At 63.8% G+C, this 24,336-nt stretch carries 20 protein-coding genes, 1 tRNA gene and 1 pseudogene; 13 read left to right on the plus strand and 9 right to left on the minus strand.

Annotated elements, in window-relative coordinates:
- Positions 1 to 2 precede the first annotated feature (2 nt).
- On the plus strand, positions 3 to 662 hold the full coding sequence (locus tag HMPREF2920_RS02520) for a hypothetical protein (RefSeq protein ID WP_016423226.1): 660 nt from the start codon (positions 3 to 5) through the stop codon (positions 660 to 662).
- Here the strand turns inward: HMPREF2920_RS02520 and HMPREF2920_RS02525 are convergent.
- From HMPREF2920_RS02525 to HMPREF2920_RS02535, 3 genes are all read right to left on the minus strand, one after another.
- On the minus strand, positions 659 to 2,359 hold the full coding sequence (locus tag HMPREF2920_RS02525; RefSeq protein ID WP_070853986.1) for an FUSC family protein: 1,701 nt from the start codon (positions 2,357 to 2,359) through the stop codon (positions 659 to 661). The genes HMPREF2920_RS02520 and HMPREF2920_RS02525 overlap by 4 nt on opposite strands.
- Positions 2,360 to 2,383: 24 nt before the next feature.
- Complete coding sequence (locus tag HMPREF2920_RS02530; RefSeq protein WP_038626248.1) at positions 2,384 to 4,030, minus strand: peptide chain release factor 3; 1,647 nt, start codon at positions 4,028 to 4,030, stop codon at positions 2,384 to 2,386.
- A gap of 108 nt (positions 4,031 to 4,138) precedes the next feature.
- Complete coding sequence (locus HMPREF2920_RS02535; protein ID WP_070600933.1) at positions 4,139 to 5,032, minus strand: Cof-type HAD-IIB family hydrolase; 894 nt, start codon at positions 5,030 to 5,032, stop codon at positions 4,139 to 4,141.
- Between the two features lie 183 nt (positions 5,033 to 5,215).
- Between HMPREF2920_RS02535 and HMPREF2920_RS02540 the strand changes: the two genes are divergently transcribed.
- Complete coding sequence (locus HMPREF2920_RS02540) at positions 5,216 to 6,667, plus strand: glyceraldehyde-3-phosphate dehydrogenase (protein WP_049189550.1); 1,452 nt, start codon at positions 5,216 to 5,218, stop codon at positions 6,665 to 6,667.
- 188 nt (positions 6,668 to 6,855) lie between these two features.
- Here HMPREF2920_RS02540 and HMPREF2920_RS02545 read toward each other — a convergent pair.
- Positions 6,856 to 8,013: pseudogene (locus tag HMPREF2920_RS02545) on the minus strand (IS110 family transposase); the annotation flags it as partial.
- Positions 8,014 to 8,412: 399 nt separating this feature from the next.
- Between HMPREF2920_RS02545 and HMPREF2920_RS02550 the strand changes: the two are divergent.
- The 10 genes from HMPREF2920_RS02550 to HMPREF2920_RS02595 all read left to right on the plus strand — a co-directional run bounded on the left by HMPREF2920_RS02550 (position 8,413) and on the right by HMPREF2920_RS02595 (position 19,068).
- A complete protein-coding gene (locus HMPREF2920_RS02550) occupies positions 8,413 to 8,994 on the plus strand; it encodes an ECF transporter S component (RefSeq protein WP_224783742.1) in 582 nt (193 codons plus the stop codon).
- Between the two features lie 107 nt (positions 8,995 to 9,101).
- A complete protein-coding gene (locus HMPREF2920_RS02555) occupies positions 9,102 to 11,303 on the plus strand; it encodes an ATP-binding cassette domain-containing protein (RefSeq protein ID WP_224783743.1) in 2,202 nt (733 codons plus the stop codon).
- Positions 11,304 to 11,476: 173 nt separating this feature from the next.
- A complete protein-coding gene (locus tag HMPREF2920_RS02560) occupies positions 11,477 to 12,217 on the plus strand; it encodes an AMP-binding protein (RefSeq protein WP_070600932.1) in 741 nt (246 codons plus the stop codon).
- A complete protein-coding gene (locus HMPREF2920_RS02565) occupies positions 12,214 to 12,432 on the plus strand; it encodes a hypothetical protein (RefSeq protein WP_224783744.1) in 219 nt (72 codons plus the stop codon). Before HMPREF2920_RS02560 ends, HMPREF2920_RS02565 begins: the two co-directional genes overlap by 4 nt.
- Positions 12,429 to 13,472, plus strand: coding sequence for an ABC transporter ATP-binding protein (locus HMPREF2920_RS02570; protein ID WP_070438215.1), 1,044 nt, complete (start codon positions 12,429 to 12,431; stop codon positions 13,470 to 13,472). Before HMPREF2920_RS02565 ends, HMPREF2920_RS02570 begins: the two co-directional genes overlap by 4 nt.
- Positions 13,469 to 14,221 carry an ABC transporter permease gene (locus HMPREF2920_RS02575; protein ID WP_070600931.1) on the plus strand — a complete coding sequence of 251 codons (753 nt, stop codon included), beginning with the start codon at positions 13,469 to 13,471 and terminating at the stop codon, positions 14,219 to 14,221. Before HMPREF2920_RS02570 ends, HMPREF2920_RS02575 begins: the two co-directional genes overlap by 4 nt.
- Positions 14,218 to 14,955 (plus strand): ABC transporter permease, encoded by a 738-nt coding sequence (locus tag HMPREF2920_RS02580; RefSeq protein WP_070438221.1) that lies wholly within the window; start codon positions 14,218 to 14,220, stop codon positions 14,953 to 14,955. Before HMPREF2920_RS02575 ends, HMPREF2920_RS02580 begins: the two co-directional genes overlap by 4 nt.
- The gene (locus HMPREF2920_RS02585; RefSeq protein WP_246816231.1) at positions 14,952 to 15,563 is read left to right on the plus strand and encodes a class I SAM-dependent methyltransferase; all 612 of its coding nucleotides are present in this window, start codon (positions 14,952 to 14,954) and stop codon (positions 15,561 to 15,563) included. Before HMPREF2920_RS02580 ends, HMPREF2920_RS02585 begins: the two co-directional genes overlap by 4 nt.
- Positions 15,560 to 17,338 (plus strand): ABC transporter ATP-binding protein, encoded by a 1,779-nt coding sequence (locus tag HMPREF2920_RS02590; protein ID WP_049172230.1) that lies wholly within the window; start codon positions 15,560 to 15,562, stop codon positions 17,336 to 17,338. The genes HMPREF2920_RS02585 and HMPREF2920_RS02590 overlap by 4 nt, the downstream gene beginning before the upstream one ends.
- Positions 17,335 to 19,068 (plus strand): ABC transporter ATP-binding protein, encoded by a 1,734-nt coding sequence (locus tag HMPREF2920_RS02595; protein ID WP_016423209.1) that lies wholly within the window; start codon positions 17,335 to 17,337, stop codon positions 19,066 to 19,068. Before HMPREF2920_RS02590 ends, HMPREF2920_RS02595 begins: the two co-directional genes overlap by 4 nt.
- Before the next feature lie 178 nt (positions 19,069 to 19,246).
- On the opposite strand, the gene pth is transcribed toward HMPREF2920_RS02595, so the two are convergent.
- The 5 genes from pth to HMPREF2920_RS02620 form a co-directional block, all read right to left on the minus strand.
- Positions 19,247 to 19,855: an aminoacyl-tRNA hydrolase gene (pth, locus tag HMPREF2920_RS02600; protein WP_016423208.1), complete on the minus strand. Its 609-nt coding sequence runs from the start codon at positions 19,853 to 19,855 to the stop codon at positions 19,247 to 19,249.
- Between the two features lie 147 nt (positions 19,856 to 20,002).
- Complete coding sequence (locus tag HMPREF2920_RS02605) at positions 20,003 to 20,644, minus strand: 50S ribosomal protein L25/general stress protein Ctc (RefSeq protein ID WP_016423207.1); 642 nt, start codon at positions 20,642 to 20,644, stop codon at positions 20,003 to 20,005.
- A gap of 250 nt (positions 20,645 to 20,894) precedes the next feature.
- Positions 20,895 to 21,872 carry a ribose-phosphate diphosphokinase gene (locus HMPREF2920_RS02610; protein ID WP_016423206.1) on the minus strand — a complete coding sequence of 326 codons (978 nt, stop codon included), beginning with the start codon at positions 21,870 to 21,872 and terminating at the stop codon, positions 20,895 to 20,897.
- A gap of 7 nt (positions 21,873 to 21,879) precedes the next feature.
- Positions 21,880 to 23,370, minus strand: coding sequence for a bifunctional UDP-N-acetylglucosamine diphosphorylase/glucosamine-1-phosphate N-acetyltransferase GlmU (gene glmU, locus HMPREF2920_RS02615; RefSeq protein ID WP_070600929.1), 1,491 nt, complete (start codon positions 23,368 to 23,370; stop codon positions 21,880 to 21,882).
- Between the two features lie 87 nt (positions 23,371 to 23,457).
- Positions 23,458 to 23,528, minus strand: a tRNA-Gln gene (locus HMPREF2920_RS02620).
- Positions 23,529 to 23,627: 99 nt separating this feature from the next.
- Here HMPREF2920_RS02620 and HMPREF2920_RS02625 point away from each other — a divergent pair.
- Positions 23,628 to 24,320: a TetR/AcrR family transcriptional regulator gene (locus HMPREF2920_RS02625; RefSeq protein WP_141750501.1), complete on the plus strand. Its 693-nt coding sequence runs from the start codon at positions 23,628 to 23,630 to the stop codon at positions 24,318 to 24,320.
- Positions 24,321 to 24,336 lie beyond the last annotated feature (16 nt).

Raw genomic sequence — 24,336 nt, forward strand, 5'->3', positions numbered from 1 at the left:
AGGTGAGCTTCCGACCAGATAACTCCCGTACCAACCGCGCCCATCAAGCCGAAGAGCGTGCCCGCAGTCTCGTGCAGGACGTCCTCGACCGCGAGGAGCGGGTACGCAACAATCTGGCCAGCGCTGATGTCGACCCGTGGACGATGCGTTTCGTCGTCGATGAGTCGATTTCTGAGGGCGCAATCATCACCTGGCGCAATGAGGCCACTCGTGCCCGCCGCATCATGCGCCGCTATGACATTCAGCGGGGCTACCGCGAGAAGTTGCGCGAAGTTGAAAAGCGCATCGATGCCATGTTGCACCTCGCGGAATCGCTGGAGGAGTCGTGGGACGCCGCGGCACACGCTTCGAAGAGGCTTTCCGACGCGGAGGCCCGCGATGTCGCCGCCTTTGAACGCGAGCGCGAGCGGCAAAATGACGCGGCAGAGACTAAGCGGCAGCGTGAGGAGAAGGTCCGCAAGTTCCGTCGGAAAGCGGAGAATATTGCTACCGACGCGTGGGACGCGGGCCGTGACGCGCTGGAGAAGCTGCCGCCGCTGTCGTCTTCGCTGAAGGACATCGCGGCTAAGTTCCGTTCGCGGGGCTCGGAGGAGGAACCGCGCGAGGTACGGCGGGCAACAGCCCGCGACCTGCGCAAGGAGCCCCCGCTGCCGGAGGACTAGCGCTCCTCAGCTTTAGCTGCCTGGACTACCTCAACGAGCTTGGAAATCTCCTCGTGAGAGGGGCGGATATCCGGATGCGTGCGACAGTAGTCCAGCAACAAATAGCCAGCTGTGCGAATGCGACGATGCCCATCCCAGTGTGGAGTGGCGATTTCGGGGTCGTTGGTGGCCAAAGACGAGATGGCCTGGCGCTCACTGAGCAGCTCGTACTGGAGATCTCGACGAATATCGAGCGCCTGATTCGGAGTACCGGTTAGCAGCGCGCCGAGAAGAGTGCCCATCTGTCGATAGCAGCGCGGAATATGACGCAGGTAGTGCTTTTCAATGCTCTCGGTTGGCCAGAAGTGCAGGACAGCGAGAGCCAGCGCGCAGGCGATACCGACTTCCAAGACACGATCGGTCACAATCGGTGCGAGTTCGCCAGCGACGTTTCCGCCCAGCAGCAGAGCCAGCGGAGTGGTGACGATTGTCGTCAGCGCATAGTTCTTCACCACGAGAACCTCCGCGCCGAATTGGCAGGCTGCAAGCGCGATAAGTAGCGTCCAGCTGTCCAGGCCAAAGGAAAAGAGCAGCGCATAGAGGAAAATGCCGATAATCGAGCCGACCATGCGGTGAATCCCTCGGATCGAACCAGCGGTGCGGTCGGGACCCCACTGCAGAGTCATCAATGCGCTGACCACCGCCCAGTCAGGCCGGTCGAGACCGACAAGCACGCTGATGAGACCAGCTAAGCCACCGGTAATAGCAACCTTTGCCGCAGTCATCGACGCATGGGAATAGCGATCGAAAGAGCGGAAGATTCGGTAACTCACGCTTGGTCGCGCGAGTGGAATGGTTGTCTGCGTCTCGTCGAAGAGGTTAGGCGTGTCCACGATGTCCACAGCGCTGCCGTGCACGCCCAAGCGTGTGCGGATAGCAATCAGCCGCTGATGAGCAGCAATGACACGGTTGACCAGTTCCGTGTGGGAGGGCTTAACGATTTTGCTGCCACGGATGATGCCTGCGTCGGCAAGCGATTCCCATGCGTCGGTGAGTGCAGTTTGCGCCTGGTGATGAACGGCGAACGATGTCGAGTCTGACTTTTCCATCGCGTCGATGGCTGATTCAAGGGATTCGACAGCCGCCATCTCGGGGCCATGCGGATTCCACAACCGCGGTGCCATGCCGATGACTATCGCGGAAAGCACGCCAACGGTAGCCCACATGGCGGTTTCCACCGGGTTGAAGCCAAGGCGGGCGACCATTGTTGTGCCGCCGGAGACCATCACAATGAAGAATGAACCTGGCGGTGGCAGGCGCAGTGCGTTTTGAATAAAAGCGCCGATGGTGGCCAACGCCGTGGTAAAAAGTGCGATGAGCAGCAGCCATAGATTGCTGCCGCCGGAAGCGATCTCACCGTGGACCACTGATCCGACAAAACTGCCGGACATAACTCCGGCGATCAGGCATAGCCCGGCGATGGCCATCACGCGCAGGCGACTGCGGTAGGGGTGGCCTTCGCCATAGATGACCACGCAACCACCAGCGGCGATAAGGAGCATCTCCGAACCATGGCCGGTGAGAAGTGCCACGGCACCCGGCAGGAATAGCGCGAGTGCTGCGCGGAGGGCACCTGGCCATCTCTGCGCACGGGAGTGGAAGGCAGTAAAAAGTTGCCATGCACTTGGTTGTGGAGGAAGCTCAACCGTTTGGCTCAATGTTGGTGAAATCTCCTTAAAACTCTAGTCAGCGACCAGCGTCTCGAGCGTGAACTCCGGGTGCTCCTTCTCAATGAATGACAGCTTCCACTTGTCGCCGAAGAGGGCGATGAGGGCGCCGTCGGAACGCGTGAAGATTTCCACGCCGCGTTGCTTTGCAAGCTCCGGCGCGGTCTCTTCGTCCGTGCGGCGGGCGACGGAGTAGGGGATGGGATCTGCGATGGTCTCGACGTTGTACTCGTTTTCCATGCGCGCCATCATTACCTCGAACTGCATCGGTCCGACCGCGGCCATGACCGGGGCGGCATCGCCGCGGGCATCGTTGCGCAGAATCTGCACCACGCCCTCGGCATCGAGCTGATCGACAGCCTTGCGGAACTGCTTGTATTTGCCCAGGCTCTTGGCGCGCAGGGTGCGGAAGTGCTCCGGCGCGAACTGCGGCATCGGCTTGAATTGAACCTTGCGGCCCTCGTAAATGGTGTCACCCGGCGCCAGCGAACCCGCATTGACCAGGCCGACAATGTCGCCCGGGTAGGCCGTCTCCACGGTCGAACGCGTCCGACCGAACACTGTCAGGGCGTACTTTGTAGAAAAACTGCGTCCCGACTGCGCATGCGTGACCTGCATGCCGCGGTCAAACTCACCAGAGACAACGCGCATGAATGCCAGCTTGTCGCGGTGGTGCGTATCCATACCCGCCTGCACCTTGAACACGACGCCCGAAAAATCATCCGTCGGTTCGCGCTTTTCGACGATAGCTCCCTGGCCGCCAGCCGCAGCAGCGGCAACGGCAGCCGGGTCGGACTCGCGGGCGCCAGGTGCCGGAGCCAGTTCGCAGAGAGTGTCCAGGATCTGGTGGACACCCCAATTCAGCATGGCCGAGGCGAAAATCACCGGAGAGGTGTCGCCAGCTAGGTACATCTCCTGGTCGTGGTCAGCGCTATCGGCGGAGAGCAGTTCGGACTCCTCGGCTGCCGTCTCCCAGGCATCGCCCTGTTCCGCGGCGGCCTCATCTGGGGTGAGGTGCCGCTCGGCGGCAATGGTGGCACCACCGGCAGTGCGCTCGAAGCCGATGAACTGCTTGGCCTCACCGTCCTCGCCACGCTCCAGTAGACCGCGGAAGTCACCCGCCTCGCCGACTGGCCAGTACAGCGGTGTCGGCTGCAGGCCAATCTCCGCAACAATCTCATCCATCAATTCCAGGGGAGCCTTACCCGGGCGGTCCCACTTGTTGATGACGGTGACGATGGGAATTCCGTTGGACTTACAAACCCGGAACAGCTTCAACGTCTGAGGCTCGAGACCCTTGGCGCCGTCGACAAGCATGACAGCGGCGTCGACAGCCGTGAGCACACGGTAGGTGTCTTCGGAGAAGTCGGCGTGACCAGGTGTATCGACGAGATTGATCATGTATGGTTCGCCGTCGTGCCCCTCTGGCTGGTACTCGAACTGCAGGGCGGAAGAGGCAATCGAGATGCCGCGATCCTTCTCCATGTCCATCCAGTCGGACACAGTCGACTTGCGGCCGGCCTTGCCGTGGACAGCACCGGCTTCGTTAATGACATGAGCATGCAGCGCCAGCGCCTCGGTGAGGGTGGACTTACCGGCATCCGGGTGTGCGATGACGGCAAATGTGCGGCGGCGTGCTGCTTCTTCGGCGAGAGTGGTCACAGGGAGACTACGCTTTCCTTAAAAAGAAAATCGGAATAAGGGAATCGGGTTCAACCTTTCTAACTTACCGCTCCAGTGGGGTAAGGGGTCAATTACGTTGGTGCGGCGTTAGAGGTTGAATAGTTCGCGCAGCGTCGTGATGACGCCTTCCTCCGCGTTCGACGGTGAGATGTCGGTGGCGCGGCGTTTGATTTCCGGGTGACCGTTGGACATGGCAAACGAACGGCCTGCGTGGTCGATGAGCTCGAGATCATTCAGGTAGTCAACGAAGCAGACAGTTTCGGCAGGAGAGACACCTAGGGCCTCCTGCAGGGCGGCGAGTGCCGTGCCCTTGTTGGTGTTGGCATCGATGAGGTCGACCCAGTGGGCACCGGAGACTACCGCGCGCAGGTGCGGGCTCTGGGAACGCAAGTAATCGGCGGATTCGTCTTCGACGGAGTAAGGATCAAAGGCGGCAATTTTGACGATGCCGTCCTCGGCGGCAGCGGCGATGACATCATCGACCTTCTGCAGCTTCAGGTAGTACTTGGCGGCCTCGTTGAACTGCAGCTGCTGAACTTCCTCCGGAATATTGAAATGCGGCGGGAAAAACTCCACGTATGCGCTGGCAGCGCCGCAGATAATAACCGACAGGGGAGTACGGCCCGCCGCCACACGGTTGTCGTTGAACTGGCGGATCGCGTGTACCAACTGAGTGACGATGTCGTGGTCGATACTGGTAACCGAAACCACCTCGCCCGCATCCGCGACATAGTTGCCGTTTTCCGCAATGATTGGGATGCGGTGTGCAATGGGGGCGAACTGGTCGGCCAGAGTTGCGTACTGGCGGCCCGACGCGGGAGCGAAGTGGACACCGCGGTCGAGCAGCTCCGTGACTACCGGCCAAAAGGACTCCGGGATTTCCTTGTCTTCATTTAGTAGAGTCCCGTCCATATCCGTGACTACAAGGCGGTATGGCGGCTGGGCGGGAGATTGCTGCTGGATATCCAGGGGTTCCGTCATGGCTCTTATTCTAACGGGTAAGTAGGGTTCAATTTTCTTCCTTGAGGTGTCTCCCGGTGTCTCCCCCGATTGGGTGAAAGCTGGGCCACAATACGGGGTACCCAGTTGAGGGCGATAGCCGGTGAATAGCGTGTGCGGGGTATTTTGAGGGGGAACTCATACTCATTTAAGCCAGGAGGATTTATGTCGGATTCGGCCCCCATCAAGCGCAATGACTGGAATGAGCGCATCAGCCTTGCAGAGCAGATGATCCCCCTCCTGGGACAACTGCGCCGCAACAATGATGTCGTGACTTCAATCTTCGGCCGCCGACTGGAAAACGTTACCGAGACCGGCATCATTAAGTCGCACCGCTACGCCCGTCGCATCACCTCGCAGGAGCTGCCTCTGAGCCAGACTCTGCCGATTCTGCAGGAACTGGTGAAGATGGATCTCGGCACCGCCTCCATTGACCTGGGCGCCCTGGCTACCAGCTTCGAAGAGGAAGGCGGCGATCTGCGCGCATTCCTCGAGCGTGAGCTTGCCGAGGTTATCGGTGCCGGGACTCACACCCCGAAGACCGACATTGTCCTCTACGGTTTCGGACGTATCGGTCGTCTGCTGGCCCGCATTCTGCTGGCTCGTGAGGCACTGTTCAACGGCCCGCGCCTGCGCGCGATTGTGGTTCGCCAGAATGGTGAGGACGACATCGTCAAGCGTGCTTCGCTGCTGCGCCGTGACTCCGTCCACGGTGCATTCGACGGCACCATCTCGGTTGACCGCGAAAACAACATTATTTGGGCAAACGGCACCCCGATCCAGGTCATTTACTCCAATGATCCGGCTACTGTTGACTACACCGCCTACGACATTAACGATGCGATTGTCATTGACAACACCGGTCGTTGGCGTGACCGTGAGGGACTGTCGCAGCACCTTCAGTCCAAGGGAGTTTCCAAGGTTCTGCTCACCGCGCCGGGCAAGGGCGATGTAAAGAACATCGTCTACGGAATTAACCACAGCATCATCGAGGACTCTGACAATATTTTGTCGGCAGCTTCCTGTACTACCAACGGCATCACCCCGGTGCTGAAGGTCGTCAATGACAAGTGGGGCGTCGAGTTCGGTCACGTCGAGACTGTTCACTCCTTCACCAATGACCAGAACCTGATTGACAACTTCCACAAGGGTTCCCGCCGTGGTCGCGCAGCCACCCTGAACATGGTTCTCACTGAGACTGGTGCCGCAAAGGCCGTCGCCAAGGCTCTGCCGGAGTTTGAGGGCAAGCTGACCGGTAACGCCATCCGCGTTCCCACCCCGGACGTTTCCATGGCGGTGCTGAACCTGACTCTGGACACTGAGGTCGACCGCGACGAGGTTAACAACTACCTGCGCGAAGTTTCCCTGAAGTCCGTCCTGCGCCAGCAGATTGACTACATCCACTCACCAGAAGTGGTCTCCACCGACTTCGTTGGTTCCACCCACGCTGGCATCGTCGATGGTCTGGCTACCATCGCCAACGGTAAGCACCTAGTGCTCTACGTCTGGTACGACAACGAGTTCGGTTACTCCAACCAGGTCATCCGCATTGCTGAGGAGATTGCCGGTGCTCGCCCGCGCGTCTACCCGAAGCGCAAGCACATCGACGAGCTGTAAGTCGGCGGTCCTGGGCTTGAGCTGTTGAGCCCTCGAACGCCCTCTTCCCCCTCCTAAACCACGGGGGTTGAGGCGATGGGGAGGGCAGGGGAGGGGGGACGGAGCTTTCGGTGCGGGAGGCCGCTATCGCCTACCGCTGGTGGACGTGGTTCTGCGCGGCTTCGGCGCGGATGCATGGGCCGGGGCGGTAGGGGATAGATGACGTTGCAGTGGCTCCGGGCAAGCCACATTACCGCGGCATTGTGCTTCTGTCCTTCAGCCCGTTTACGCAGGTAGTAGTCGCGCGATGCGGGATGGCAGTGCGACGCGATCCACGCCGATCGAAACATTGCGTTTTTCAACTGTTTATTGCCGGTCCTGGTGGGAAACTCGCCGCGGACCGACGTACCCGACTGCCGGGTGGTCGGTGTGATGCCGGCGTAAGCGGCCAAGTGCGCGGCGTCGGCGAAGTCCTGGCAATCGCCGATGGACAACAAGATGTTAGAGGCAGTCGTGATGCCTACGCCGGGCATCGACATCAAGACCTGGGCAAGAGGGAACGATTCGAGCATCTCCTCGACTTGCCCGGCGATCGTGTCGCGCTGTGCTTGAAGCGCTTTGATGTTCGCCGCCAGCTGGGGAATGACCAATTCTGCTGCCGCAGTGTCGGGTACCGTGACAGTTTGCTCGGCAAGGGCGGCGAAAATTGCGTCAACCAGGGCAGCAGGGTCCTTCTTGGCGCGGTTGCGTATCCACTTCAGGACCCGGCCTCGACCTGCGGCGGCCAGTTTTGTCGGACCTTCGTAGTGGATGAGCGAGTCCAGCACCAGCGTGCGGGAGAGAATCTCGCCTGCAAAGACGCGCTCGAGTGCGGGGTGAATCTGTGTGAGCACGCTGCGAAGGCGGTTTTTCGTTCGGGTGGCGTCTTTGGTGATGTCGTCGTGGAATCCGGCGAGCGTCTTCAGCGCTGCTAGTATCTCGTCGTCGCGGTCGACTGCCCGCAGTGTGTGCGGCATGGTGCGGGCGGTGTCGGCGATGATGAATGCAGCCCGGCGGACGGTTTTTGATCGTCCAGGGTAGAGATCGGCTGCTTTTCGCATGGCTAGGTCGGGGAGGTCTCCGACCGTGCAGCCGCAGTCGCGGGCCACGGCGATGGGCAGGGCGCCGATCGTGTTGGGTTGATCGACGACCATGAGAACGCTGCCGTGGGCCTGCATGGACGCGAAGATTTCGCGCCGTGCGGCTTCGTCTTGGGGCAGTGGTTTGTCGTAAATTCTCTCGCCGGTGTTGGTCAGCGCGCAGGCATGGTGGTCGGTTTTGCCGACGTCGAGGCCGATGATGATGTCGGGTTTTGTGGACGGTTCCATGGTGGTGCCCTTCTGTTGCGGCTGGTCACAGGTGTCTTGGACATCCGTTGCAGGCACCCACGTTACGACGAGACCTCTGTTTGGTCCGTGTCCCTATTAGCTGTCAGCGGTTGTCCCCGGTGTCCGGTGGCAATATCCCCGGATTATGGAAATGTTCACGCAGATAAGCCATGCCGGGCCCGGTGACCGCGCCCCGTGAGGGGGCACCATCGTGGTAACGGGGGAGGGGGTAATTTCAGTGAATTTAGCCTTGCGTAAGGCGATAAGCATTGCCTAACCTAAGGCTGTTTTAGGTGGTGTTCCCGATCGGGAACCGGCAACGGAAGCGAGGCGGCGACGATGAACGGAAAACGTGGATCGACCGGAGAGCCCCTCTCCGGAGAGGGAGTCGGGGACGCGGTGGCGTCGCAGACGGATGACGGGCGGTTGGTGCACGTCGCACCGGTCGCAGCGGGTGGCCGACCATCCACCCGCGACATGCTCGTCGCCGCCGCGATCGGCGTTGCGGGGTCTCTCATCATCGTGCCCCTGACCTACCTGCAGGTGTTCGCCGGCATCGCCCACGTTTATCTCGTCGCGGCGACGCTCGGGTTGTGGTTCCTGCAGTGCGTTGTTCCCCTCATCGTCGTCCGCAAGCTTGGCGCGAGCCTCATCGCGTGCCTTGCCATGGGCGTCGTGTCCGCGGCGACCACCCCGTTCGGCGTCGCCGCAATCGGGGCGCTGATTATGGAAGGATTGCTCATCGAGCTTCCGTTCATGGTCACCCTGTACCGGCGGTGGACGCGTCCCCAGTTCGTGGCCTCGGCGATGTTGTTCTCCGCGCTGATGGGAACGATGGCCCCGCGCGCAGTCGGCGTCGACTCGCCGACCACGCCCATGACCCTGATCAGCTTCGCCGTAGCCTTGGCATCGAGCTTGGTGTTTTTGGTCCTGGGCTTTGCCGTCGCAAAGGGGCTTCGCAGCCGCGGGGTCACCCGGTGACCGGCGGAGCACCCGCGTGCGCCGGTGCGACACGCGGGACGGCCCCGGCCCGGTTACGGGTTAGTGGTGCAGGTGTGCGGCACGCCGATGGGCGATGGGCACCCGACATGGTGGATCTCTCCTTCGATTTCGGCACGATCAACGCCATCACGGGACCCGTGGGATGCGGAAAGACGAGCCTGGCCCACCTCATCGCTGGACTGATCCCCTCGCACATCCCCATCGACCATGCCGGATTCGTGCACATCATCGATGCCGACGGCACCGAACGCCCCGTGGACGGGGACCGGGTCACCTTCGTCGGGCAAGACCCGGCGACGCAGGTGCTCACGCTCCGAGTCGTCGATGACGTGGCCATGGCCCTCGAGTTTTCCCTCGTGGAAGCCGGTATCGTCGCCAAGCGATCAGCCGAGGCTCTATCGGAGGTCGGGCTGTCAGAGCTCGCGGAGAAGGATCCGTGGGCTTTGTCGGGCGGGCAACGCCAGCGGATGGCCATCGCCGGTGCGGTGGCCAGGGCGCCGGAGGTCATGATCTTCGACGAGCCCGCGGCCCACGTCGACGAGGACGGTCGCCGGTCGCTGTTCGCCGCCATCCGTGATTTGCGGGCCCCGGGGCGCGTTATCCTGCTCATCGAGCACGACCTCCGCCCGTTCGACGGGTGGGTCGACACGGTGACGGTCCTCGATGCGGACGGGAGCGTCGCCGCCCACGGAGCGCCGGATGGCATCGCGGTGAAGGGCATTGCGACGACGGCCGCGACCGCCGGAACGCCGGACGCCAGTACGCCGGGCACGGGGGCGCCGGACCGTCCCGATCCGGAATCGGAGGCGGATGCCGTTCCACTGCTGGCCTTGACCGGAACCCACGTGGCCCGAGGCGGGGAGAGGATCCTGAACGGGGCCGATCTGACACTGGAACGGGGCGAGATTCATGCCCTAGTCGGTGCCAACGGAGCCGGTAAGTCCACCTTGCTGGCGGTGCTGTCGGGCCAGATGACGGCGGGAGCGGACCTCCGGATTGACGGCGCGTCCGCCCGGCGCGTGCCCGACGCCTTCGCGTCGTTGGCGTTCCAGAACCCCGAGCACCAGTTCACCCGCGCGACCGTCGCCGCGGAAATCGACTCCGCGCTGGCCGGCACGGACCCGCACGGACCACTCGGCGCCGATGAGCTGCGGAAACTGCGGGAAGCCCTGTGCCCCCGGGCACTTGACCCCGTCTCGCCGTTCGTCCTGTCGGGCGGACAGAAAAGACGGTTGGGCATCTTCCTGGCGGTGGCGGCCAATCGCCGTTTGCTGCTTCTCGACGAGCCGTTGGCGCACCTGGATTCGCCGAGCTCGCGCATCGTACTGGATGCCCTAGCGGAATACGCCGGGGCCGGCGGAACCGTTGTGTTCACGTGCCACGACCGCCGTGCCGCGCGAACGTGGGCGGATCGGGCGAGCATCGTCGCCGAAGGGAAGGTCGCCTGGTCCGGTCCCGCAGCCGACGTGCCGGCTTCCCCGGAGTCGTCCCGGCGGGATCGTGCACTGCCCGCGGCCGGCGCACGGACGTCCTTGGACGAAAGCCCCTGGACCAGTGGATCCGCCGCTCGAAGGCGCGCGGGGTTGAACGCCATCACGATTGTCGCGGCGGTGATGCTCGTCCTCGTCGCCGGGCTGCTCTACGGCGGAGACGCCGTTCTCGCCCTGACGGTGGTCGCGTTCCTCGCACTCGCTGCGATCGCGGAACGCGACGTTCGGGCGACGGCGGGGAAGGTCCTTCTCGTCCTGTTAATCGGGGTGTTCTTCGGCCTGCTCGGGTGGCGCTCCGAGTTCTACGGAGGTGGGGATGCGGCGGAGGCCGTCCGCCACGGCATCCATCACGGACTGCTGCTGACGGCCGTGTTCGCGGGGACGGTCCTGGTCTCCGCGTGCATGCGCGTCGAGGAGCTTTTCGACGCCATGGTGCAACGCCTCCGGGTGCCCTACACATGGTGCACCATAGCGATTTCCGGGGTGAGCATCGCGGCGTTCCTGCGCAGCGAAATCCCCCATCTGACATGGGCGATTAGATTGCGCTCAATGCGACCGGGGCAGTCTTTCCGCTCCGGCTTCATCCGCGCGACGACGCCCGCGCGCATCGCCTTTCCCCTGTTCGTCAGCGCCGTGCGCTGCGCCGAAAAGCTGTCCCTGACCCTGGCGATGCGCAACTTCGGCCGCCATCCGCGGCGCACCTTCCGCACCGATTACCCCTGGCGAGTGCGTGACGGGTTCGTGGCCGCAGCGTCCGCCGCGGCCTTCGTCGCCGCCCTGGTGTCCGCAGTGACTTGACGGGCACCCGGAACCGGCGGGTCCCGGGCCCGCGAGCGTTTCCGAGCTTGTGCGGAGACGCGCCCCACCCAGTTTCGTCACCCTTTCAACCCTTCAGACACATCCGCCGGGTCACGCCATGCGGCCCGGTCCGCCCGGCACCGGCATGGCGCCGACAACCGAAAGAGGTACCAATGAACACGATCCGGACCATCAGCGACGTGCTTCGGGACAAGGCCGATGAGACGAAAAAGGGGATCACCTTCGTCGAGAATCGGCGGGACGTCTTCGTCCCGTATGGCCGGGTCCATGCGGAGGCGGTGGCGGGCCCGGTTGACGTCGACAGGGTGCGGACGCTCTCGGACATGATGCCCGGGGCCCCGATCCTGGTCGACGAACGCAGTCACACGCTGCTCACCGGCGCAAACGGTGCCGTGGTCGTGGGCGAGGACCGGCTGCTCGACGTGTCCATCGTCAATGACGCTGCCGCGGAACCGGGTGCGGCGATGCCGGGTGATGCTGAATCGGACTTCTCTCAGGCGGGGGACGTGGATTCCGGGGATGGCTCCGGGGCGGTCCCCGCGTTCCCGGTGCGAGGTGGGACGGCCGGCGAAGCCCTTATCCAGTTTTCGTCCGGCCCCACGGGATCGCCAAAGGGCGTCATCGTAACCAACGAGTCCGTGCTGAACGGTCTGCGCGCGACGATCCCACGCCACGCACACCGGTACGAGAACAAGATGCTCACGTGGCTACCTTTGACCCACAACCTTTCGCTGATCGGCTTCCACGTCTACGCCCTTTTTTGTGGTTACGACCAGGTGTTGCTGCCGGTTTCCGAGGTGGTCGCCGATCCCCCGAGGTGGTTCGAGGCCGTGACCAGGCACCGGCCGAAACGACCGTCGTCCGGGCGACCGGCCCGGGTTCCTACAAAATGACCGCGGCGATTGCTGCCGCCACCGTTGTGGCGGTCGCGGGGAAGCCGGTCGCGCCGGGGTGCCGGGATCTCGTCGGCCACCCCCGGCTCCTCGAACCGGTCCTCGCCTTCGCCCGCGATGCGGGCATCCATATCGAGGTGCCGCATGACAACCCGACCACGGGGCCGCTGCCGACAGCGGCCCACTGCGATACCAAAGGAAAGGGGAAACGATGACGGATCAAGCTGAACGAGGTGCGGCGATTGTCGTCCGCGACCTCACGAAGAGCTACCCGATTGCGGGCAAAGCGGGCACCCCGCCCGAAGGCGGGGCAGGTGCCCCGCCGGCCGGCGGCCGCAAGGGAAAGCGCGGTGCCCGGATGCGCAAGCATGTGCTCGACGGCGTGAGTTTCACCGTGCCCACCGGGGCGATCGTGTCGTTCCTCGGCCACAACGGTGCAGGCAAGACCACCCTCATCCGAATCCTGTCGACGCTCATCACCGCCGACTCCGGCGAGGTGAGCATCTTCTCGCGCGATGTGAAAGAGGACCCGGCGGGCGTGCGCGCTGACATTGCCACCACCGGCCAATTCGCGGCGATCGACGAGAACCTCACCGGCCGGGAGAACCTGGAGTTCTTCGGGCGGCTGCGCGGACTCGACCGCGCCGCCGCGGCCGCCCGCGCGACGGAACTGCTCGCGCAATTCTCGCTCGCGGACAGTGCCTCGACGCTGGCGTCGGCCTATTCGGGTGGCATGCGGCGCCGCCTCGACATCGCCGCGTCGCTGTGCGTCGTGCCCAGGCTGCTGTTCCTCGACGAACCCACGACGGGGCTGGACCCGGTCAGCCGCGAAGAGCTGTGGGGCTTCATCCGGCAACTGCGGGACGACGGAATGACCCTGGTGCTGACCACCCAGTACCTGGAAGAGGCGGAGGCGCTGGCAGACCACGTCCATCTGCTCAAGGATCGCCGCATCGTCGCCAGCGGAACGCCGGAGGAATTGCGCCGCGACTTCGGGTCGCACGTGCTCCGCGTGTCCTTTGCCACCGCCGCCGAGGCGGAGGCGTTCGCCCGCTGCCTCGGGGGAACGTGCCTGGACGGCGCCCGCGTCGCGGGGAAGTCGGTGTCCCTCGACGTCGACCCCGGACCGCGGGTCCTCGAGGCGGTGGCGCAGGCGATGGAGGCCTCGGAAGCGTCGCCGGATTCGCTGAGCGTGTCGCCGCCCACCCTCAACGAGGTGTTCATATCGATGAACGCAGGGGGTGCGGCGCGATGAGTGCGACGTCGGTCGCGGCGTTTCTCCGTCGGGATCTGCTGCTGTTGCGACGCAACACCGCGTCGCTGATCTCCATGTTCGTAGTTCCGCCGCTCTTCCTGCTGTGCCTGTACGCGGTGTTTGGGTACTCGGCGGGGCAATCCGGCTTCGGGTACCTGCGTTTCGTGCTCGGCGGCTGCCTGTTCCAGGCGGCGATGTTCACCGCCGCGGCGTCGGCGATGGCGGTGGGACAGGACGTCGAGTCCGGGCTCGTTGACCGCGTGCGCGTGTTGCCCGGGGCCACAGGCGGCTATGTCGCCGGCAGGCTCGCCACCGATGTGCTGCGGATGTCCGCGTCGATCGCGGCGCTGCTGGTCGTCGCGTGGTCCTGCGGCCTCGACATGGCTATCGGTGACGTCGCGTGGACTGTCCTGTGGTCGCTGCTCGCCGCGGCGGTCCTGTCCCTGGTCACGGACGGGGTGATCCTGATGGTGCCCGCCCCGGTGTCGACGGCCTCATCGATCCAGGCGCTGGAAATGCTGCTGCTCATGTTCTCCACCGCGTTCATTCCGGCGACCGCTTTGGACGGCTCCCTTCGCGACGTCGTGCGCCACATGCCTTTTTCGCCGGTGATCGAGGTGATTAGGGCGGCGTCCCCGGACGCCTTCCCGGATCGCGCCGGGGAAGATGCCGCCCTGTGGCTCGGTGTCGCGGCGGTCGCCGGAATCGTCCTGTTCATCCGCCGGTTCACCTCGAGGAGCGAATCATGATCGGCCCCATCTTCGTGCATCTGCGGCGCATTGCCCACATTTGGCTGCGGCGCCCCGACTTCTGGTTCATGACGTTCATTGCTCCGCTCGTGTACCTGTTCATCGTCAACCGCATGTTCGGTGGCCTGGTCAGGCAGCTCACCGGAGAGTTCGAACTCCCGAACGCGGTCATCCTGGTCGTGACGGCGTGGGCATTCATCCTGGCCATCACGGGATCGTCCACCGTGTTCGTTGAACGCAGCAATGGCCTCCACGAGCGGTTGATCACCATGCCGGCGCCGTACGCGGCCGTGCCGGCCGCACGGATCATCGCCGAGTTTATCCGGATCATGGCGATGACGGCCGTCGTCGTGGCGGTGGCCGCCTTGCTTTCCGACAGCCCCCCTGAGGCGTCCTGGTGGTGGAGGATCGCGATGACCGGCGCGATGGTTGCCGCGGCGGCCGCATGCACCGGCACGTACATCGCGTTCTCCATCACCAGCCCCCAGGGCTCCGTGGCCCTCATCCCGTTAATCATCGTTGCGATGTTCGTCAACACGGTGCTCATGCCCGCCGACCACTTCCGTCCTCTCCTGCGCGGAATCGCCGGGCACACCCCCGTATCCGCGGCCGGCGAGGCCGTCAACGGCACCGGGGCTGCGGGTCTGGTGGTCTGCGCGGCCTGGTTCTTAGGCATCGCCGTGCTCGCGGCGTGGGGCATCGCCGTGAAAACGAGGCCGGGGGAGTCTGCATGACGGGCACGTCCACGGGGGCATCGCCGCCGACGACGGCCCGCGAACCCGAGCACCTAACCCGAAACCGCCGCGTGGACGCGGCCCACACACCCCGGAGACAGAACCAGATGAGGTCGATTGCCCAGATCGTCCAGAACAACCGCAGACTCCTCGCGGCCTACCAGGACAAGGTCCAGCCGAGGTTCCTCAGCCGCTATGCGCGTGAACCGATGGACGCCGCCGCCGTCGAAGGGCTCGGGGCCCGGACGGAATTCCACGTCGCCGACGTCCTCGCGCCGCTCGCGGGAGAGACCGGCGGGGCCGATGAAATCTGGGTGTGCGGCGCGCTCCACCAAATGAAGGATGCGGGTGCCGCGCTCGGCAGGGTCGCCGGGCTGCTCGCCGACGACGGCATCGCTTACGTGCAGACGTTCGCCGAGGATCCCGACGTGAACGAGCGGGTCGACATGGCCATCATGGCGAAGATGGGCCACCGGGTGTTCCGGGACAGCGAGCTCGAGGACCTCGCCGAAGCCAACGGGCTGAAGCTGGGCGGAGCCTCACACGCCGGCATGGTGTACTTCTGTACTCTCACGAAGAAAAGCGCAATCGGGGAGGCGGGCAAGTGAGCGCCGTGGACGGGACTGTAGGCCCGTGGTCACTGCTCGCCCCGATCCGGACACGGATGCGTGCGGTGGTCGCGTTATCCGTCCTGTCGTCGGTGGCTACCGTCGCTTCTCTGGTCGGCATCATCGACATCGCGATGACGTACCCGGAGGCCCCGGAGCATCGGACGTGGTTGGCCGTGGCTATCATCGTCGTCGCCGCAACGGTGCGCATGGCCGCGGACGGCGCCGCCGGCATGCTCTCGCACCGGGCGGATAACGACCTGCAGCTCCACCTTCGGCGCCGGCTGGTCGCCCAAATCCGGAAGTTGCCGCTGGGCTGGCTGGACGCCCGGCGCTCGTCGGGAATCATCGGGTCGGTTGAGAAGGACGTCGCGGCTATCCACCAGCTCATGGGCCACACCGTCGGTGAGACCGTGGTGGCGGTGCTGGTTCCCATGCTTTCCCTCATCGCGCTCGTTGCGGTGGATTGGCGGATTGCGGCGGTGGCGGTCGTCCCGGTGCTGGTCACCTTCGCCCTGATGGGCGTGATGATTTCGCGCGGAGCCGGTCTTCAGCGCGACTACGAGCGAGCCTCCGAAGGAGTGACGGCCGCGGTCATCGAGTTGGTGCGAGGTATCTCAGTGATGAAGTCCTTCGGACGCGCCAACCAGGGCGCGGGTCGCTACGATGCCGCGGCGCTGTCGTTCGTCCGTGCGTGGTCTGCCTGGTCCCGGCAGTCGAACATCTATCTCGGGGTCATCGACGTGGTGACGTCCCCGATCACAGTCCTCGCAGTGGTGTGCGGGGCCGGCCTCGCTCTGAGGGACGCCGCGGGCGGCCTACCGGAGGGGCTCGTCGCCGGGCTGGTTCTCGGCCTTGGACTCTCCGCGGCGATCGTGCGGGTGGCCATGAACTCCGAACCCATCATCGCGGGGATCGCTGCCCTGAAGTCCATCGCGGAGGTGCTGGGCACGCCGCCGATCGTCGAGCCCGCCGATCCGGTGCCCGCGCGCGGAGGCGCGCTCGAGGCCCGGAACCTGGTCTTCTCCTACGGCGATGGGCCGCGGGTCCTCGACGGGATGTCCGCGACGTTCGAACCGGGGACCCTCACTGCGCTGGTGGGGTCCTCCGGTTCCGGAAAGTCCACCGTCGCCCGGCTGTTGGCGCGTTTCTACGACCCCGTTGAAGGCTCGGTGCTGCTGGGCGGCGCCGATCTTCGCGACATCGCCGTGCGTGACGTGCACCGCTCGGTGTCGGTGGTGTTCCAAGATCCGCAGTTGCTCACGCTGCCGTTGCGGGAGAACATCCGGCTGGCCAGGAGAGACGCCACCGACGGCGAAATCATGGCGGCCGCGAAGCTCGCGAACCTCGATGCGGTCATCGCGGCGCTGCCGAAGGGCCTGGATTCGGTGGTCAACGTCGACGTGACCTTTTCCGGTGGTGAGGCGCAGCGCGTGGCCATCGCGAGGTCGATCGTCACGGACGCGCCGGTGCTCATCTTCGACGAGGCAACCGCTTACGCGGATCCGGCTTCCGAGGCCCTCATCCAGTCCGCAATCGAGCGTTTGGCCCGTTCACGGACGGTGATTGTGATCGCGCACAGGTTGAGCACGATCCGCAACGCCGACCGCATCCTCGTTCTCGACGGGGGAGCGGTCGCGGAGGCGGGTACCCACGACGAGTTGCTTGCGCGCGGTGGCCGCTACCGGGATTTGTGGCGCGCGTTCGCGCTCGACGACGAACCATCCGCCCCGCGGGGCACTGAATTAGACGATGAAAAGGCGGGGAACCGATGATTCGGGACTTGTGGTCGATGACGGATCGGCGCTCGAGAATGACGCTGGCGTGGCTCATTGCGTTGGCCGCGCTTGCCGCGCTGGCTCAGGGAGCGGCGTTCGTCGCGCTGCTGCCGCTGCTGTCGGCTCTGGCCGAGGGAGATGATGCGACGGCGTGGCGTTTCACCGGCGTCATCGCCGGCCTCGCGGCCGCCCATGCGGTGCTGTCTCTCGCCGCGGGGACGGTCGGCAGGGCGAATTCCGCAGCGGTACTGTCGTCCCTACTGCGTTCTCTGGGCGAACGCGTGCTGACGTTGCCACTCGGGTACGTCACCAAGTCCACGGCCGGCCGCTTTTCGGAGATGGCATCGTCGGGTATCGCGTTCGCGGCGTCCGTGCCGCACGTGATCCTGCGGCCTGTCATCGCCGCGGCGGTTGCGCCGACCGTCATCGCCTTCGGAATTCTGGCGGTGGATTGGCGCGTCGGTTTGGTTCTCGTCGCGTCGGCGCCGGTGATCTTCTTCGCCTACCGGGCCATTGGTCGCGTCGGCGGGGAGTCGGACGAAGCGCATGCTGACGCCGTCGCTGCCGTCTCCGGCAGGCTGATCGAGTTCACCCGCTGCCAGCAGGCGATTCGCGCCGCGGGCGACGGTTCGGCGGCGGACGCGATGGTGGATGAGGCAATCCGGGCCCAACACGATGCGTTCGCGAAGGCGACGTCGACGCAGGGGGCGGCCATCGGACGACTGGGTTCGGTCGTCCATGCGGTGTTCACGGCGGCGGTGATAGTCGCCGTGGCAGTCGCCGCGACGGGCGGGATGGCGCCGGCGCATTTGGCGCCGATGCTCATCGTGGTCGTCCAGTTCACCGGACCGATCACCACGGCGGGAGCGTTGTCCGGCGGTTTCGGTGCGGGCCGCAACACGTTGGCTGCGTTGCGTGACCTGCGGGCAATCCCCGCCCTTCCCGAACCTGCCGCACCGGAGCTGCCCGACGGGCATGACGTGGAGTTCCGCGACGTGAGCTTCGGGTACGGGGATAAGAAGGTTCTCGACGGCGTCAGCTTCCGTGCCCCTCAGGGAGCGCTGGTTGCCGTAGTGGGACCGTCGGGGGCGGGCAAGACGACGGTCATGCGGCTGCTGTCGCGTTTTCATGATCCGGACTCGGGGGAGGTCCTCATCGGCGGGGTACCCTTGCCTCGGATTGGCACCGACGGCGTGAACTCGCTGGTGACCCCGGTGTTCCAAGAGACGTTCCTTTTCGACGCGTCCGTGCGGGACAACGTGGTCTTCGCCGATCCCGGATTCGGTTCCGAGCCCGGTGACGGGGACCGCTTGCGCGAGGCCGCCCGGCGTTCCGGGGTGGACCGCATCGTGGAGCTGCTGCCTTCCGGGTGGGATACCCCGGTGGGGGAGGAGGGGACGCTGCTGTCGGGAGGCGAGCGGCAGCGCCTCGCCATCGCCCGGGCGCTTCTGAAGGATTCCCCGGTGGTGCTTCTCGACGAGCCGACGTCCTCGCTGGATGCGGCCACTGAGCGGGCGATCGTCGGCACGATGGAGGCGTTGCGCGGCGATCGCACCGTGATTGTCGTCGCCCATCGCCTGCACACCGTTCGCGATGCCGACCTCATCGTCGTGCTTTCGGAGGACGGGACGGTCGCAGAACGGGGCACGCACGATGAATTGCTGGCGAAGGGCGGCCGCTACGCCGAGTCGTGGGCGTGCCGGACGGGGAGCTCCTCGGGCGCCTGATCCTCATCACCTGGTCGATGCCCTCACGGGCGCCCTGCCGCAGCTTCCCGAATCCCACCGCCAGGCGCTCGGTGGACAGAGCGAAAACGCCGACGAAAACGCCGAGCAGCACGAACACCGACGAGCTGTAAAGACTGAAGCTCCCGGGAACGTGAAAATAGCCCCCTTCCCGCTACTGCTACCGCCCGTGAATCTGGTTCTGCGCAATCTCCAGCCCGTGGCTGGCGATTAGCTCCACCGCCTCCGCAGCAGTGGGCAGAGTGAAAGCGAGCTCCTCGCGTTCCTTAGCATTGAAATTACGCAGCACGTAGTCCGCCGGATCTTGGCGGCCCGGAGGACGGCCAATGCCAATACGCACCCGCATGTAGTCCTTCGTGCCCAACGACTTCGTGGTCGAGCGCAGGCCATTGTGGCCATTCTCGCCCCCGCCGCGCTTAAGCCGTACCACGCCCGGGTCCAGGTCCAGCTCATCGTGGACTACCACGACGTCGGTAGGCGCGACGTTGAAGAACTTGGCCAGCGCCGCAATCGGACCACCCGACAGATTCATGTAGGTCCGGGGCTTAGCCAGAATCACCTGTCGCTCGCCGCCATCGGAGGTCTTAAACCGAGTCTGCACAATCTCAGCGTTGGACTTCTTATGCACGCTAAACGACGAAGGCATCGGAGAAGTGCGGCTCGCTAGTTCATCTAGCACCAGATGCCCGACGTTATGGCGGGTGAGTTCATATTTGGGCCCAGGGTTGCCGAGCCCCACGACAAGCAGAGGTGTGGTGGAGGCGTTCATGAATTCAATCTTGGCACACGGTGCGCGGTCTGTTGGCTTCGGGGAGTTTCAAGAACAAAAAAGGGACGGACCAGAGTGTCCGTCCCTTTTTAGCTAAACGTGAAAGCCTGTACTGGTTCAGTCAGATAGAGCCATTCAGCGTTTGAATTACTCAGCCTCTTCCTCAGCCGGCTCATCCGGGGTCTCAGCCTCGCCCATGCCCTCGATGTCGGCATCGACGTCGCCAGCCGGCTCTTCCTCCGGCTCGACAATGTTGAAGATGAGCAGGTCAGCGTCGTCGGTGAGGACCAGGCCCTCCGGCAGGGTAACGTCGCCGGCGTGAACCATGGTGCCGACCTCTGCGCCCTCGACGGAGACCTCGATCTCTTCCGGAATAGCCAGAACCGGTGCGTTGACCAGAATGGTTTCGGCATCCTGCATGAGCAGGGCGCCCGGAGCGAGCTCGCCAGTCGGAACGACCGGAACCTCAACCTCAACCTTCTCGTCACGGTGAATGGCGAGCAGGTCAGCGTGGTCGATGTCGAGGGTCAGCGGGTTCTGGTCAACAGCCTTGACCATGGACAGCTGGGACTCGCCCTCGATGTTGACGTCCAGAACAGCATTGACACCGTGGTTACGGATGACAGCGTGGAAATCCAGAGTGTCAACGAGGATGTGCTTCGGGGCATCCAGGTCAGCGCCGTAGATGACAACCGGGATGTCGCCAGCAACGCGGGCACGGCGAGCGGCACCCTTGCCGAACTCGGTGCGGTTACGGGCATCAATCTTGATGATGTTGGGCTTTGCCATGAAAATGGACTCCTAAACGATTCGATATTGAGTCGTCGAGTCGAGCACGTGCCGCATCCATGCCACCGTGGGCGCAAAAGTTGGGCTGCGAGCGTCGCGTCGATAACGGCAACCACCTACTGTGGCCGCCCTCGCCGAGACTTACCGGAGAAATTGTAGTGGACTAACAGGTCAAACAGCAAACCCCGCCACCACCAGCAAAACTAGGTTGCTGGTCGCGGCGGGGTGCCCGTCGGCAAGCGGAAAGAACTTATGCCTGACCCTCGAAGAGGGTGGTGACGGAACCGTTTTCGAAGATCTCGTGGATCGTCTTAGCCAGCAGTGGTGCGATTGGCAGGACGGTCAGGTTGTCCCAGCCCTCGGTGGACTGCGGCAAGGTATCGGTGGTGATGACCTCGCGGGCACCGCACTTCGACAGGCGCTCGCGAGCTGGGTCGGAGAAGACGCCGTGCGTGGTAGCGATGATGACATCCTCAGCGCCAGCCTCACGCAGCACCTTGACAGCGCCGGCGATGGTGCCGCCGGTGTCAATCATGTCGTCGATGAGCAGACAGGTCTTACCGGAGACCTCGCCGACCACGCGGTTGGCGACAACCTGGTTTGCGACATCGACGGAACGGGTCTTGTGAATGAAGGCCAGCGGGGCGTCGCCCAGGGTGTTGGCCCACTTCTCGGAAACCTTCACACGGCCGGCGTCAGGGGAGACCACGACCAGGTTGTCCAGGGAGTAGTTCTTCTTGATGTACTCCGACAGAATCGGCATGGCGTGCATGTGATCGACCGGGCCATCGAAGAAGCCCTGAATCTGGTCGGTGTGGAGGTCCACGGAGACGATGCGGTCAGCGCCAGCGGTCTTGAGCAGGTCAGCGACCAGGCGAGCGGAAATCGGCTCACGGCCACGGTGCTTCTTGTCCTGGCGGGCGTATGGGAAGAACGGCAGGATAGCGGTGATGCGCTTGGCCGAACCGCGCTTGAGCGCGTCAATCATAATCAGCTGCTCGATGAGCCACTTATTCAGCGGTGCCGGGTGTGCCTGTAGCACGAAGGCATCGGAACCGCGGACGGATTCCTCGTAGCGCACGAAGATTTCGCCGTTGGCAAAATCACGAGCGGTCATCGGAGTCAGCTCTGTGCCGAGCTCCTTGGCAACTGCCTCGCCCAATTCCGGGTGTGCCCTTCCGGAGAAGAGCATGAGGTTCTTTTGGTTATCGATCCACTGGCCGGTCATCTGCCGTCTAGCCTTCCTGGTCTTCCTTGTTGTTGTCAGCGTTGTCAGCTACCTGCGCCGCCTGCGCTGCCTCAGCAGCAGCGGTACCTGGACGCTTCCGCTCGACCCATCCCTCGATGTTGCGCTGACGGCCACCACTGACCGCCAATGCTCCCGGAGGAACGTCGTCCTTAATAACAGTACCTGCACCTGAGTACGCACCATCACCCACGGTCACCGGAGCGATGAACATGGTGTCGGAGCCGGTGCGAACATGCGAGCCGATAACGGTGCGGTGCTTGTTGACACCGTCGTAGTTCACGAACACGCTGGAGGCACCAATGTTGGAGTGCTCGCCAATCTCCGCATCGCCGACGTAGGTCAGGTGCGGAACCTTCGAACCGGTTCCAATCTGCGCGTTCTTCGCCTCTACGAAGCCACCGAGCTTCGCGCCGACACCGAGTTTGGTGTTCGGGCGAATGTAGGTGAACGGTCCGACCGTCGCATCCTCGCCGATCTCCGAATCGGAACCGTGTGTACGCACGACGCTGGCGCGCTTGCCGACGACCATGTTGGTCAGTGTCGTGTCCGGTCCCACGGTGGCCCCGTCGCCAATCACAGTCTTGCCGTGCAGCTGGGTGCCCGGCAGAATCGTGACATCGCGTCCGATCTCCACCTCAACATCAATCCACGTGGTGTCCGGATCGACGATAGTGGCACCCGCGCGCATAGCTTCCTCGCAGGTGCGGCGGTTGAGCTCGCGGCCAAGGGTAGCCAGCTGTACGCGGTCATTGACACCGGCGACGACGGTGGCGTCGGCGAGGCGGTGGCCGCGCACTGAGCGGTCAGCCTCACGGGCGATGCCAATGACATCGGTGAGGTAGAGCTCGCCCTGGGCATTGTTGGTGTCCAACTGCTTGAGGGCGTTTGCCAGGGTCTCGGCATCGAATGCGTAGACACCGGAGTTGACCTCGGTGATCTCACGTTCCTCGTCGGAGGCGTCCTTTTCCTCCACGATGCGCAGAACTTCGCCGTCGGCGTTACGAACGATGCGGCCGTAACCATGCGGGTTTTCAGCAGTGGAGGTCAGCACGGTCACGGCAGCGCGTGGCTTGCGGTTGTGCTCTTCGAGCAGCGCCTGGAGCGCTTCGGAATCCAGCAGCGGAACATCGGAAGTGGTTACCAAGATGGTGCCATCGAAATTCTGCAGCTCAGGGTGTTCCAGTGCGCACTGAACAGCGTGGCCGGTACCGTTTTGTTCTTCCTGCGGGGCAATGACGACGTCGTTGGAGTGCTCGGCCTTCTCTGTCCAGGTGCCGATGGCGTCGATTACCTTTTCGCGCTGGTGGCCAACGACAACAGCAATCTCTTCCGGACTAATTCCCTTGGCGGCATAGAGCGCGTGCTCCAACATGGTACGACCGCCGATAGCGTGCAGCATTTTCGGCGTATCGGATTTCATTCGGGTGCCTTGACCCGCGGCGAGAATGACCACAGCGGTGGCCGAACCGTTTGACATGAAACTTGCTACTCCTCGGTCAGGGTGCATCACGGTCACGGCGGGGCGAAAAGTCACTTCTTAATTAAGGGGCCGGCCCCCCGCTTGCTCTCCCACCAGGACTCGAACCTAGAATGCCGGTACCAAAAACCGGAGTGTTGCCATTACACCATGGGAGAATGGGGCGAACGCGAAAAATTGCATGGCTGAGTCGACTCAGCCGGCTCGCTTGCGCCTGCGATATACGATAGCAAGACTTTAGCCACTAATCTAAAAGCATGGCCTCTAATTCTCCGAGACGACGTATGACCGGTCCACAGCGCAAAGCTCAGCTGACAGAAGTCAGCCGTGGAATCTTTGCCGCCAAGGGGCTTGATGCCGCCTCAATGGAGGAGATCGCTGCCGCAGCTGGGGTATCAAAGCCGGTTGTCTACGAGCATTTTGGTACCAAAGAGCGGCTCTACCAGGCAGTCGTCGACCAGGAGATGAAGACCCTGGAGGCCACGATTAGGGAAGCGTTGTCCCTGGGGCGCTCGCGTTACCGCATCGAACAGGCGGTGTTGGCACTGCTGACTTATGTCGAGGAAAACCCGGAGGGATTCTCCATTATTTCTCGCGACCCCGGTGTGGCGGGTGGCTATGAGACGCTGCTGAATAATGCCACTGAGTCGGTTACGCCTATCCTCGCCGAGGCTTTCAAACGCGCTGGCTTCGACCCGGCCATGTCGGTGCTCTACGGAAACTGCATGGTCGGTATGGTTTCGCAGACCGCTCGCTGGTGGATGGAGAAGCGCAGTCCGGATAAGGAGACGGTGGCGGCGCACATCGTGAACCTGTGCTGGAACGGGCTGGCCGGCATGGAGGGGGCCCCGACTCTGCATGGCTCCGCTGATGTGCCAGCGGCCGCTGAGGGCGCGAAGTTCGGAGCAGGTGCTGCAGCAGACCCGATGCAGGTGGCGGAGAACGGCTAACCAGCACGCAGGGTGA

The sequence above is a fragment of the Corynebacterium sp. HMSC075F02 genome (assembly GCF_001838335.1).
GTDB classification, from domain to species: domain Bacteria; phylum Actinomycetota; class Actinomycetes; order Mycobacteriales; family Mycobacteriaceae; genus Corynebacterium; species Corynebacterium jeikeium_D.